Genomic DNA, 13,456 nt, shown 5'->3' on the forward strand with positions numbered 1-13,456 from the left:
AACCGGAATATTTAAGTGTCTTGTATGCAGGGCAGGTATGACAATAATGAGGTCAACTAGAAAAAGAAAATATGGAAAAAAAGAATAAATGAGTACTATGCATGTGGTAATTGGAAGAATAGAAGTAGCAGATGAATATGTAATAAATAAGATAATGGAACTAATTAATGATGAATCTATACTAAGGAATGTAGTTTATAAAATAAATAAGAATAAAGCTACTAAATTGAAACCAACATTAGAACAATTAGAACAAATAAACAAAGAGATAGAAAAGATAACAGGTAAGAAGAATAAAAACATAGAACTATTTGAAGATGGAATACTAGATAAAAGTGAGCTATCAACAAGAATAAAAGCAATAAATGATGATATAGACAAGCTAAAGTACAGAGAACAAGAACTAAAACAAGATCTTCAATTAGCAGAGGGAGAGCTAATACCATTTGAAATAGTTAATGAAGTAATGCAAAGGTTCAAAGAAGTATTCTTAGGAATGAGTACAGGTCAACAAAGGAAACAATTAATACATTTGCTAGTTTCACAGATAACAATAAATAAGGAAAGAGAAATAGATAGCATAGAGATACAAATAAATGATTATGTGGTAACGTACTTAATGACGGATGTAGCGGACAAGATAAAAGAAAAGCTTGAAAATAACGGTGGAAGTGCAAAAGTAAAGCTATTAAGAGGAGATAAATACCTCAACATAATACTGAAAGATGGTGGAGTATTAGTTGAGAATTTAGATAAAGAGCCATTCTTAGAATGGAAAGTATTTGAGAAAACAGTAGAATTGCTAGAAAATAATGGTGGAACTGCATTAAAAGGAGATGCTATGGGATTCAAGTTAGGCGAAGGAAAACTACCTACAAATTCAATAGAAGGATATATCGCAAAAGAAGTTTATAATAAGTCCATAGGAGATAGTGTGTTTAGAAGAATCACACCAATAGTTAATATTCTAATTTGGGTAGGAATATGTGAAAATGGAAGAGGTAAACTAATATTAAAATAAAAATGTGCTCCGTAGAGTACATTACGGACAACAGTATCATAAGTAATATTGAAAAGTTAAAATTAAAAATAAACTTATTCATATTATTGACAATGTAAATGATAAAATATGTTATGGAATTATTAAAAGTATACTAGATAATTTCAGTATATTATTAAATAGTTAATAGACAAGAAAATATAAAAATGAGTATAGTTAGTTTGAACATAATTATATGTAAAAAATGTAATAAATTTTAATATTTATAAAAATAAATAAAAAAAGGTTGAAATTAATTAAATAATATGTTATTATAAGATAATAGCAGAGTTGCTAATAAAGAAAGTTTCATTTAGGTAAATAGTTTCTCAAAAATTAGAGATTATTATATCAATTTAGAATCTTTAATTTTAGGAGGAATGTTTATGACAGATAAAACATTAAAATGCAGAGATTGTGGAAGTGAATTCGTATTTTCAGCAGGAGAGCAAGAGTTCTATAAAGAAAAAGGATTTACAAACGAGCCAACAAGATGTATATCTTGTAGAAGAGCTAAAAAAGAACAAAATAGAAGATAATTTTAGATTGTTACAGGTTGTAGTTTAAACTACAACCTTTTTTGTTATAATGAAAATAAAAACTTACTTACATCAATTAAAAGAAAATGTTAATATATAGTGAATATAGTAATTAAAATGGGGGAGAAGAAGTATGCAAAAATATAATGAAAATAATCCAATGCTTGTCAACTCTATGGTATGCACTATAGATATATTGGGTTTTTCACAAATGATAATAGAATCATGCAACAATGAATATGGAAATAACTTACTTAAAGAAATTAATTTGCTTATAAATAGAAATAAGCAATGTATAATTAAAAATAAGTATAGTAAAGGAAAGATAAAAATATATACTGATAATATGATTGTAGGTTATCCAATAAAAGATGATGGAGAAGAAGAATTAAATGAAATATTGGATAATGTATCAGAATACCAGTTTAATTTAGCTTTAGAAGGCCTTTTTGTTAGAGGTGGAGTTAGTGTAGGGGATTTTTATATTAATGAAGATATAGTATTTGGGCCGGCTCTTTTAGATGCACATTATGTTGAAAGCAATTTAGCATGTTATCCTAGGATTGTATTAGATAGTAAGACAGTAAGTAGATTACAAAGATATATAAATAATTATGATATAGCACCACAGAAAAATAAAATATTAATAGATAATGATGGACAATGGTTTTTAAACTATCTAAATACAGTATTTAAATATTATACTCAATGTAATAATCAATATGAGTTTGAAAAATTACAAATAGAGTTACTTTTTAAACATAAAGTTAAGATAGAGGAAATGTTAGATTTACACAAAGAAAATACAAGAGTTTGGGATAAATATGTTTGGATAGCTAATTATCATAATTATTTTTGTAGTATAAATTTTGCAAATGAAAGGGAGTTAAAAATATCTAAAAAGAGTTTGCTTTCATGGCCAAGAAGTATTTCAAGAAATGATACTTAGTAGTAAATTTACTTCAATTATGTCAAAGTGTACTCAATTTACAGGAACTTTATTGACGCTAAGAAGTAATGAATATAAAGCTCTTTTAATAAAGGAGTTTTCTGAAAATATAATGTCGTACTTTGAAGATAAAAAAATAAAGCCTATTATTGATACTAGGTTTTTTAGAGGATATTTGAAAGTCACATTTACATATGGAAGGTAATCATAATATAGGAAAAATTATAATTAATGTGTGTGAGTAATATAGAATGAGGATTAGTCAGTATATATTATGAAATGTTAAAATAGGAAATAAGTAAAATTTAAAGGTCTTAATTACTATAAAGATAGTGATTAAGACTTTTTCTATTATAGTAGGACAAAGGAGAATGAAGAGAATTATATGTGTAGGTGTAATAAGAGCTAGAAATATAATTATAAATGGACGTGATGAATTAGATCTAGAACAAGATATAGCTTTTATTAAGGATATTAAGCTAGGGACCAATAGCACTTTAAATAGGTGAGGGTCTAAATCTTTGATTTAGTAGTCATAACTTACCCCATGACTAAAAGGAGTCATTTTTCTTTTATAAGTGATTATTTTACAAATATTACAAAAGGTATAGAATTAAATTTAATTCTATACCTTTTGTAATATTAATTATAGTAATTTTTATAATTTAAGTAGTAAAGACTTAAGTTCGTTAAAATTAGAAATCTCATAGTTAGGTTTTATTGATGTTTCATTTATAATCTTATTAGGATTATACCAACATGTATCTATGCCAAAGTTTATTCCACCTTGGATATCAGAAGTTAAGCTATCTCCTACTATTAAAACTTTACTTTTATCAGTATGATTTAGATTTTTTAAAGTATGTTCAAAAATTTTAGGGTTTGGTTTTGACATTAATACTTCTTCAGATATTACTATAGTATCAAAGTATTTTGATATAATAGATTTTCTAAGTCTTCTATCTTGAACAAGGGCAAGTCCATTAGTTACTATAGCAAGCTTGTAAAACTTATTTAAACTTTCTATAAGGTCTATACTATCGTCATATAGAAATGATGCATCAGCTAAGTGTTCTATATATGATTTTGCAAAGGTATTTTCATCAAAATTTACTTCTAATCTATCTGATAATCTTTTAAATCTTTCTACTTTCAATTTTTCTTGTGTAATAAGTCCCTGCTCGAATTCTTTCCATAGAGCTGTATTTATTTCTTGATAAATTTTCAAATGATAGTTTTCATCATATTTTATTTTAAATTTAAGCATTGTATTTTTAAATGCTTCTCTTTCGGATTTTTTAAAGTCATATAATGTTTCATCTGCATCAAATAATATTACTTCGTATTTCATAATATATCCTCCAAATTTTATATAAATAATTTAATTATTAACTAATGTAAGTTGTTTTTCCTTATAGTTTTCATCAGATTTTGCATTAAGTATAATACCTATTAGAAATAGGAGACACCCTAGTATCTTCCCTACAGAAAAAATATTTAAGAACACATAGTCTATAATTGCGCTTGTAAACATTTGACCTATAAAACGTAATATAACTGTATGCACTGGTGATACTTTATGAGCTATAACATTAAATAAATAAGTTGTTAAAACACCTATACCTCCCCCTAAAAAATAAATTAAAGGAATATTGGATATATAAGAATAGCTAGATATAGAGTTTAGCATAATAAAGCATAAATCAAAGGAAGAGATTGTAGCCGTTAAATAATTTATAAATACACCATTTATAATACCTATTTTTTTAGCTAATATCACATTTAACATCATATTTATAACAAGTAATACTCCTGTTAAAAATGAAAAAAATATATACATTATATTCACCTCATTATAAGATAATCATAAAAATTAAACCTAATATAATTATTGAAAGGCTTAATATTTTTTCTTTTTTTAGTTTATTAATAGGCATATCAAATAAGCCAAGATAATCTATTAAAGTAGATAGGACAAGTTGTCCAAATAGTCCCATACCTGCAGCAATGTTTAGAGAAAAGTACTTTGATAATATAAAACTTTTACATCATTTAGTAGATTCTTTAAGTGAAAAGCTCTATGGAACTATTAATAACAGCTCTTATAATTTTGTATATCCACTTATTAATAGATTATCAAGTTACTTAGTTGAGTATTTGACAGATAAGAGTTACATAATTTTAAATTCATCATATTTAGAGATTGCACAATTTTTAGGCACAACATATAGACATTTAAATAGGACTCTTAAAGAAATGGAATCTAAGTCAATTATAAGATGTGATGATAAGAAGATACATATATTAGATATAGAAAAACTTAAGGAATTATCTAAAAATATTTATATAAAAGCACTTTAGGATTTAATTGATTATGAAAAGTTATATTTGATAATATAACAGAGTGTATTATAAGTAATCATTCCAATTTTATGATTGAAAATTATAATTATTCAGATGCTAAAAAGTTAGGTTTAGTTTATAAATGTTAGAAGTAGTCATAGCCAAGTAAGATAAATGGCTATGACTATCTTTATAACTAGAAATACATTATCGTAAGGTAAAATAATAAATTAATACCTTTTTTTATTTAATTATATATTGATATTAAATTTAATTAAAAAATAAAAAAAGAAAAAAACATTTAAAAATAGAAAAAAATGTATATAATTAAATTATGAAAAGGTTTAAACAACAAAAGCACGGTTATTATTTAAGGTAAATTTAGGGGGGAAGGGATATGAAAAAATTAGTTATGGCAATATTAATTATGATTATAATAGGAGGGATAGGATTTAGCGGATATAAGCTGTATGAATATAATGAAAAGGCAATAAGTGAAGTTGAAGTTGTACTTTTTAGTGCTCCTATAGTAGAGGTAAAAGCAGAAACAAAGCCAAAAAGAGTAGTAAATGAAGAACTTTTAGCAAAAGAAAATACATTAAAAGAAAAAAATAAGGATTATAAAATGTGGATTAATATGAATGGTACTAATATTAATTATCCAATGCTTCAAGGACAAGATAATGATTTTTACTTATATGCCGATTTTAATGGAAACTATTATTACCCAGGAAGTATATTTATTGATTATAGAAATGACATAGAAAATGATAATAACTTATGGTTATTTGGTCATAATATGGCAGATGGAAGTATGTTTGCTGATCTTGTAAAGCTTAAAGATGAAACTTATTTTAATGAAAATCCAGAAATAGTTTTACTTAAAGATGGAATACAATATGTATATGAAATATTTGCAGTAAATGTTGTGCCAGCAGATGGGGCAGAAGTGGTTTTGGATTTTGATAATGAAGATGATATGAATAGATATATGGAAAGAGTAAAAGAAAATTCAATATTTTATAGAGATATAAAAGCTGAGGATATAATAGATGAAGAGGGAATTAGTAGCTTAATAACTATGGTAACATGTAGCTATGAATTTAATGATGCAAGGACTTTAGTATCAGCAGCTTTAAAGGCAGCTCAATAAAAAAATATAAATATGAATGTGCTAGGAGAAATTTAAGGATATTTAGAGGACTTATAAATGAGTCTTCTATTTTTTTATTTTAATTTATGTAAATAATATATAATAAAAAAATTATATATACCAAATAATAATTTATATATTAAATATGTAGTAATAATACAAAAATGAAAATAAATTTCACTAAGAAAATTATATTAAAATGAAAAAAACTTTCTTTAAAATGAAAAAAAAGTTAAAAAAGGCTCTGTAAAAGCGAAAAAAAGAAGGAAAAATAAATTTTATTCAAAAAAATGAAAATAATTTTTAAAAAGCATTGTAAAGAAAACAATTTCATGATAATATTTAATCACGGAAAAGATAAAAATTTTCAAAAATAAAAAACAATTTTAAATAGGAGGTAATTAGGCATGCTAAATAAGGTTAAGGGAAGGCTTATAGTATCTTGTCAAGCATTAGCTGATGAGCCCTTACATAGTTCATTTATTATGGGAAGAATGGCTAAGGCAGCTAAAGAAGGTGGAGCAATAGCTATTAGAGCACAAGGGATTGATGATATTAATGAAATTAAAAAGGTAACTAATCTTCCTGTAATAGGCATAATAAAAGAAAATTATAAAGATTCAGATATATATATAACACCAACAAAAAAAGAGATTGATGCTCTTTTGAGTACAAGCTGTGAAATGATAGCTTTAGATGCAACTAAAAGACAGAGACCTAATAAAGAAAGTTTAAAGGAGTTAATTGATTATATACATGAAAATAAAGTCTTAGTTATGGCAGACATATCTACATATGATGAGGCAATAGAGGCTGCAAATTTAGGTGCTGACTGTGTTTCAACAACACTATCTGGATATACTAATTATTCAAGGCAAGAAGAAGGAGTAGATTTAGAACTTATAGAGAGTTTAAGTAAAGATTTAAATATCCCTGTAATTGGAGAAGGAAAAATAAATACACCAGAAGATTTAAAAATGGCATTTGAAAAAGGTGCTTATTCTTGTGTTGTAGGTGGTGCAATAACTAGACCACAACAAATAACAAAAAGATTTACAGATGCAATACAAAATTTATAAAAAGTAAAATTTTAAAGTTTAAGAAAACGTTTTAATGTGGAGGGTTAATTATGAAAGGAATTTATTCAGCATTATTAGTATCATTTGATAAGGAAGGAAATATAAACGAAAAGGGATTAAGACAAATCATAAGACATAATATTGTTAATTGTAAAGTTGATGGTTTATACGTTGGAGGAAGTACTGGAGAAAACTTCATGCTTTCAACTGAAGAGAAGAAAGAAATATTTAGAATTGCTAAAGATGAAGTTAAAGATCAAGTTAAATTAATAGCTCAAGTTGGTTCAATTGATTTAAAGGAAGCAGTGGAACTTGCTAAATATACTACAGACCTAGGATATGATGCTATATCAGCAGTTACACCGTTCTATTATAAATTCGATTTTGCAGAGATTAAATACTATTATGAAACAATAATTAATTCAGTAGATAACAAATTAATTATATACTCAATTCCATTCTTAACAGGAGTAAATATGAGTTTAGATCAATTTGCTGAGCTGTTTGAAAATGAAAAGATTATAGGTGTTAAATTTACAGCAGCAGATTTCTATTTATTAGAAAGAATGCGTAAGAGATTCCCCGATAAATTAATTTATGCAGGATTTGATGAAATGATGCTACCAGCTACAGTATTAGGGGTTGATGGAGCTATAGGTTCAACATTTAATGTAAATGGTAAGAGAGCTAAGCAAATATTTGAATTAACTAAAGAAGGTAAAGTAGAAGAAGCTTTAGAGGTTCAACATGTAACCAATGATTTAATAAGTGATATTTTAGATAATGGATTATATCAAACATTAAAATTATTACTTGCAGAACAAGGTGTAGACTCAGGATATTGTAGAAAGCCTATGAAGGAAGCTACAGAAAAAATGATCGAAAGATCTAAGGAAATAAATAAAAAATATTTTTAAACTTAAAATAGAATAGGAGGGAGATATTATGGTCGGTTTTACATGGATAGACATGGTGGTTTTAGTTGTTTATTTAGCAGCGGTATTATTTGCAGGATTGGCTTTCTCTAAAAAGGAAATGAAGGGAAAAGAATTCTTTAAGGGGGATGGAACAATCCCATGGTGGGTTACTTCCGTATCTATATTTGCAACTTTACTTAGTCCGATATCATTTTTATCATTAGCCGGTAACTCATATGGTGGAACATGGATTTTATGGTTTGCTCAACTTGGTATGCTTATTGCAATACCTATTACAATAAGATATTTCTTACCCCTATATAGTAGGTTAGAAATTGATACAGCATATCATTATCTAGAGAAAAGATATAAAAGCAAAGGTCTTAGAGTACTTGGAGCAGTAATGTTTATTGTATATCAAATAGGACGTATGTCTATTATCATGTATTTACCATCAGTAGTACTTGCTCAGCTTACTGGAATTAATGTAAATATTTTAATAGTAGTTATGGGGATAATAGCAATTATTTACTCATATACTGGAGGATTAAAATCAGTATTATGGACAGACTTTATTCAAGGTATAGTTCTAATAGTTGGAGTTGTTTTCGCATTAGGATTCTTAATATTCAATATTAACGGTGGATTAGGGTCTGTATTTGAAGCACTTGGCTCAGGAAAATTCTTAGCACCAAAAGAAGTTATATTTGATATAAATATATTTAAAAGTAGTGTATTTATAATAATAGTAGGTGCTGGTATAAACACATTTTCATCATATATATCAAGTCAAGATATAGTTCAAAGATTTACAACAACAACAGATTTAAAGCAATTAAAGAAAATGACTTATGGAAATGGTGTATTATCAATATTCTTAGCAACAGTTTTCTATTTAATAGGAACAGCATTATTTGTATTTTATAACCAAAATCCGCAATTACTACAAACAGCACAACAAGATCAAATATTTGCATCATATATTGCTTTCCAATTACCAGTAGGTATAACAGGAATATTACTTGCAGCTATATATGCAGCATCACAATCAACTTTATCAACTGGACTTAACTCAGTTGCAACAAGTTGGGCTTTAGATATTCAAACTGTTTTTTCTAAGAATATAAGTTCAGAAAAACAAACAAAAGTAGCTCAATACATATCTTTAGGAGTGGGAATATTAGCAATAGCAGTAGCGATTATTCTTGCTAATGGAGAAATTAAATCAGCATATGAGTGGTTTAATAGCTTTATGGGATTAGTGCTTGGAGTTTTAGCAGGTACATTTGTATTAGGGGCATTCACAAAGAAAGCTACAAGTATGGGAGCTTATGCAGGGTTTATAGTATCAGCTATAATAGTTGTAGTATTAAAGTATAAAGTACCTAATGTTACTTCATGGTCATATTCATTAATATCTATATCAGTTTCACTTATAGTTGGATATTTAGTAAGTTCAATTCAAATTAATATGAATAAAAGGGCTTACAAGACAGAGGATAACACAACTATATACTTTAAAAAGGACTTTAAAGAAGATTCTAGAAAAGTTGTATAATTAAGTATTGTTAAATTTAAGGGAGTATTTAAATACTCCCTTAAATTATATAAAAAAATAAAATATAGCTTGTTTAAAATGAAAATAATATAAAAATACTAGAAGTACTATATAAATTTTTATATAACAGTATATACTAGCTTATTAAAACTTACAATATGTATAATTTGATGGTAAAATAGTAGCTATATAATGTAAGTAAGGAGTGGTTGAATGAGTATACTTGGTCAATTAGAAACACCAAGATTCAAAGCGACTAAATCTGATAAACAGTTAATGAATTATATTAAGGGTAATATAGAAGAGGTAATATACAAATCAATATCGGAAATAGCAAAGGAAAGTGGAATTGGGGAAGCTACAATAACTAGATTTACTAAAAAAATTGGTTTTTCTGGATTCCAAGACTTTAAAGTAACTTTAGCTAAGGAAATATCTAATAACGAAAGAAAGGGAATTCTGAATAATAACATAACTAATGATGAGAGTGTGAAGGATACTGCACAAAAATTATTACAATGTAATATTAATGTGTTAGAAAAAACCATGGAAATAACTAATTTTGATGATATTCAGAAGTGTGCTGAGTATATCGAAAAAGCAGGGAAAATTTATTTCTTTGGTATTGGGTATTCTGGTATAGTTGCACAGGATTCTAATTATAAGTTTATGAGAATTGGAATCAACAGCAATTGTTATGATGATAGTCATAATATGGTTATGATGTCCTCTATAGCTAATAAGGATGATTTAATAATAGCAATTTCTCATTCAGGAGAAACTGAAGAAATAATACAAGCAGGAAAGTTAGCTAAAGAAAATGGAGCTAAGGTTATATCAATAACTCAAAATTCACCTTCAAGGTTAAAGGATATATCAGATATAAATTTATCATATGTTTCTGTTGAAACTATATTTGAGACTGGGGCAGTAGCAACAAAATTAGCTCAAATATTTTTAATAGATTTGGTATATAGCCAATTAGTTAAAGAAAGATATGCTGATGCAATGGAAAGAAAAATTAAAACAACAGAAGCTGTTAGAAAGTTAACTGGTAAGTAATTATTTAAATAAAGGTGTTTTATTATAGACAGTAATGTTTAGATATGAAGGTTTGTAAAGAGTAGAATACTGTGATAGTATATAATAATGTAAAATAAGCTATATATTAAATTAACCATAATGAACGGAGGAAATGAAATTATGTTACCAAATTGTCCAAAATGTAATTCAGAATATACTTATGAAGATGGAAGTCTTTTAATATGCCCAGAATGTGGTCATGAGTGGACTGCTGCAGGTCAAGCTGCTGAAGAAGAAGCAAACATTATTAAGGATGCTAATGGAAATGTTTTAAATGATGGAGATACAGTTACAATAATTAAAGATCTAAAGGTTAAGGGTGCATCTTCAGCATTAAAGCAAGGAACTAAGGTTAAGAACATACGTCTTTTATATGATGTAACAGATGGTCATGATATAGACTGTAAAATTGATGGTTTTGGGGCTATGAAGTTAAAATCATCAGTTGTAAAGAAGATATAACATAAAAATTAATATATTGTAAATTTAAAGGGTTGTTAGGTGTTCTTAATGGCTCTTTTTATTTAGTAATTTGGATAGTTTAATAGTATATAATATTGCTACCTTTAAAATATATTATGATATAATAAATATGTAAAATTTGATTGTTTGGAGGCGATAATTTATGTTTACTAAAGATGAACTTTTAGTAATTGAAGATGCATTAAAAATAGCAGATGAAAAGTATATAAAATTGCTTGATGAAAGCAAAAATAACAAAAATAAAATGGTTGCATTCAATAGAAAGCAAAAAAAATTATGGTTAGTTCAAAATAAATTAAATAAGTTATTACAAGAATGTAAATAATATATGGGTTTCTAATAAATATCTAGTTTAAAAGCTAGATATTTTTTTATACATCTAAAATTAAATTGGATGATTAAACTGGATAGAGAAAAAGTGTTATAATATGAAAAATATATACAAAAATTCTATAAAAAACAGATTTTTTTACAAAATTATACTAAATCTTTTTATTGTAATAAAAGTATAATATATACATGTAATTAATTGTAAAAATATTTGCTACATCTATTTTTTATATATTTTTTTAAAAAAATAATTACAAAAAAAGTAAAAGAATTATTTTACTTTTTATAATTCTTTTATTTTAAAATTAAGAATTTTATGAAAAATTAAAAAATATTTTTATGTATAAAAGGTAATTGTTTTAGAAATGAATAAATTAACAAATTAATAATTTATTAATTTGTTAATTTGTTATACAGAAAAAATAAGGCGTTATAAATGTTAAAATATAAAAAATAGGAAAAAGTAAAATGAATTTATATTTAAAAAGAAAAAATAAATAGAATAAAAATTTATTGATAAATTACGAAAAAAATAATTAATGAAATTTTATAAATAAAATATTGCAATGTTAATAAAAGTAATTTATTTACAAAATTAATTATTTAAGTTAAAATTACTTCAGTAAAATAAAAAATAAGGAGACAAAATTATGAAAAAATTTTTAGTAGTAATTTCATTTATTCTGTTAATGACTTTAGGAATAGTTTCTTGTGGAAAAAATGAAGAAAGTAATAAAACACAAATAGATGAAACTAACAATGAACAACAACAAACTAATAATGATGTTGAGAAGGTAGAAGAAGATAAATCAGAAGAAGTTAAAGTTGAAGAAAAAGAAATTGAATACATAAATATTGCACCAGAAGAAGTAAGGATACCTATACTTATGTATCATTCTATAAGTGATCAAGATCCTAATAATAACTTATTAGTACCTCCAAGTATGTTTGAGGAGCAAATGGCTTGGTTAGAGGCAAATGGCTTTACTGCAATGAACTTAGATGAAGCATTAGAGGCTATGGAGACAGGTAAGGTCCCTAAAAGACCTGTAGTAATAACATTTGATGATGGTTACTCAGATAATTATACTAGTGCTTTTCCGTCATTAAAAAATCATGGATTAAAAGCTACATTTTTTGTTATAACTGATGGTGTAGACAATGGGTATTACATGTCTTCTGATATGTTAAAGGAAATGCAAGCGGCAGGAATGTCTATAGAAAGTCATACAGCTAATCATTTAGAGCTAGATAAGCTATCTAGAGAGGATGCTTATGATTCAATTAAGAGGGGACAGGATTTCCTAAGAAACAATATAGGATCAGATGGAAACTATTTATGTTATCCGGTTGGAAAGTATAATGATGAAACTATTGAAATCCAAAAAGAACTAGGGATTAAAGCGGCAACTACTACTAAAGGAGGAATAAGCTCTATAGGTGATGGTTTACATCAGTTAAAGAGAGTTAGAATATATCCAATGAGCATAGAAAGTTTTTCTTCAATATTTTCCGAGTATATTTACTAGACATAAGTTATAATATAATAAAATGAATTAATATTATACTTTCGGAGGTAAAGTAAATGGCTAAGATAACTAGTAGAAATAATAACTTATTAAGAGATTCTAGAAATAAGGTCTCACCAAAGGTTTATGATCTTTTAATTGAATTAGTTAATAATGATAGAGAAGATTTAGCTGAAATGGTATTAAAAATTGATTATTTAATAGAGTATGCAAATAGTGCAATAAAGGGAAAAGATTTTTCAGAGGCACTAGAAACAGCACAAAGAGCAGAAGAAAGATTAAAGATGATAAAAAGAGAAAAATTTGATGTAAGTCATTTAGAATACTTAATAGAAGGTGTTAAAAAAAAGATAAGGAAGTAAAATTATAAAATGTACCCTATAGAGTAGACATGATAAAAAAAGTCTACCCTATAGGGTTTTTCTATTTATAATAGATTTATAACGTTAGGAGT

16 protein-coding genes and 1 pseudogene are annotated in these 13,456 nt (G+C 26.1%); 14 read left to right on the forward strand and 3 right to left on the reverse strand.

Translation table 11 applies throughout. The features are described from left to right. Positions 1-88: 88 nt before the first annotated feature. From I4V51_RS16365 to I4V51_RS16380, 4 genes are all read left to right on the forward strand, one after another. Positions 89-1,021, forward strand: coding sequence for a hypothetical protein (locus I4V51_RS16365; RefSeq protein WP_195989503.1), 933 nt, complete (start codon positions 89-91; stop codon positions 1,019-1,021). Positions 1,022-1,425: 404 nt separating this feature from the next. Next, complete coding sequence (locus I4V51_RS16370) at positions 1,426-1,578, forward strand: zinc-ribbon domain-containing protein (RefSeq protein WP_195989504.1); 153 nt, start codon at positions 1,426-1,428, stop codon at positions 1,576-1,578. A gap of 133 nt (positions 1,579-1,711) precedes the next feature. Further along, positions 1,712-2,527, forward strand: coding sequence for a hypothetical protein (locus I4V51_RS16375; RefSeq protein ID WP_195989505.1), 816 nt, complete (start codon positions 1,712-1,714; stop codon positions 2,525-2,527). A gap of 371 nt (positions 2,528-2,898) precedes the next feature. Then, positions 2,899-3,036 (forward strand): hypothetical protein, encoded by a 138-nt coding sequence (locus I4V51_RS16380; RefSeq protein WP_195989506.1) that lies wholly within the window; start codon positions 2,899-2,901, stop codon positions 3,034-3,036. Between the two features lie 149 nt (positions 3,037-3,185). On the opposite strand, the gene I4V51_RS16385 is transcribed toward I4V51_RS16380, so the two are convergent. Genes I4V51_RS16385 through I4V51_RS16395 form a run of 3 tightly spaced genes read right to left on the reverse strand, consistent with a single transcriptional unit; the run spans position 3,186 to position 4,524 of the window. Next, positions 3,186-3,878: a YjjG family noncanonical pyrimidine nucleotidase gene (locus I4V51_RS16385; protein WP_195989507.1), complete on the reverse strand. Its 693-nt coding sequence runs from the start codon at positions 3,876-3,878 to the stop codon at positions 3,186-3,188. A gap of 30 nt (positions 3,879-3,908) precedes the next feature. After that, positions 3,909-4,367 (reverse strand): DMT family transporter, encoded by a 459-nt coding sequence (locus I4V51_RS16390; RefSeq protein ID WP_195989508.1) that lies wholly within the window; start codon positions 4,365-4,367, stop codon positions 3,909-3,911. 13 nt (positions 4,368-4,380) lie between these two features. Continuing rightward, positions 4,381-4,524 (reverse strand): DMT family transporter, encoded by a 144-nt coding sequence (locus tag I4V51_RS16395; protein ID WP_195989509.1) that lies wholly within the window; start codon positions 4,522-4,524, stop codon positions 4,381-4,383. Between I4V51_RS16395 and I4V51_RS16400 the strand changes: the two are divergent. From I4V51_RS16400 to I4V51_RS16445, 10 genes and pseudogenes are all read left to right on the forward strand, one after another. Further along, positions 4,523-4,888: pseudogene (locus I4V51_RS16400) on the forward strand (helix-turn-helix domain-containing protein); the annotation flags it as partial. The gene I4V51_RS16395 and the pseudogene I4V51_RS16400 sit on opposite strands and share 2 nt — an antisense overlap. 379 nt (positions 4,889-5,267) lie before the next feature. Next, positions 5,268-6,023, forward strand: coding sequence for a class B sortase (srtB, locus tag I4V51_RS16405; protein WP_195989511.1), 756 nt, complete (start codon positions 5,268-5,270; stop codon positions 6,021-6,023). A 407-nt stretch (positions 6,024-6,430) separates the two neighbouring features. Continuing rightward, positions 6,431-7,102: an N-acetylmannosamine-6-phosphate 2-epimerase gene (locus tag I4V51_RS16410; RefSeq protein WP_195989512.1), complete on the forward strand. Its 672-nt coding sequence runs from the start codon at positions 6,431-6,433 to the stop codon at positions 7,100-7,102. Positions 7,103-7,152: 50 nt separating this feature from the next. Then, complete coding sequence (locus I4V51_RS16415; protein ID WP_195989513.1) at positions 7,153-8,019, forward strand: N-acetylneuraminate lyase; 867 nt, start codon at positions 7,153-7,155, stop codon at positions 8,017-8,019. A gap of 28 nt (positions 8,020-8,047) precedes the next feature. Further along, positions 8,048-9,577, forward strand: a complete 1,530-nt coding sequence (locus tag I4V51_RS16420; RefSeq protein WP_195989514.1) for a sodium:solute symporter — start codon at positions 8,048-8,050, stop codon at positions 9,575-9,577. Between the two features lie 213 nt (positions 9,578-9,790). Beyond that, positions 9,791-10,639: a MurR/RpiR family transcriptional regulator gene (locus I4V51_RS16425; RefSeq protein WP_195989515.1), complete on the forward strand. Its 849-nt coding sequence runs from the start codon at positions 9,791-9,793 to the stop codon at positions 10,637-10,639. A 141-nt stretch (positions 10,640-10,780) separates the two neighbouring features. Beyond that, positions 10,781-11,122: a zinc ribbon domain-containing protein YjdM gene (locus I4V51_RS16430; protein ID WP_195989516.1), complete on the forward strand. Its 342-nt coding sequence runs from the start codon at positions 10,781-10,783 to the stop codon at positions 11,120-11,122. 163 nt (positions 11,123-11,285) lie between these two features. Further along, on the forward strand, positions 11,286-11,468 hold the full coding sequence (locus tag I4V51_RS16435; protein ID WP_195989517.1) for a hypothetical protein: 183 nt from the start codon (positions 11,286-11,288) through the stop codon (positions 11,466-11,468). A gap of 655 nt (positions 11,469-12,123) precedes the next feature. Continuing rightward, positions 12,124-13,002 carry a polysaccharide deacetylase family protein gene (locus I4V51_RS16440; RefSeq protein WP_195989518.1) on the forward strand — a complete coding sequence of 293 codons (879 nt, stop codon included), beginning with the start codon at positions 12,124-12,126 and terminating at the stop codon, positions 13,000-13,002. A gap of 56 nt (positions 13,003-13,058) precedes the next feature. Next, a complete protein-coding gene (locus tag I4V51_RS16445; protein ID WP_195989519.1) occupies positions 13,059-13,364 on the forward strand; it encodes a hypothetical protein in 306 nt (101 codons plus the stop codon). Positions 13,365-13,456: the final 92 nt, after the last annotated feature.

Source organism: Clostridium sp. D53t1_180928_C8, from assembly GCF_015667795.1.
Taxonomy (GTDB): domain Bacteria; phylum Bacillota; class Clostridia; order Clostridiales; family Clostridiaceae; genus Clostridium.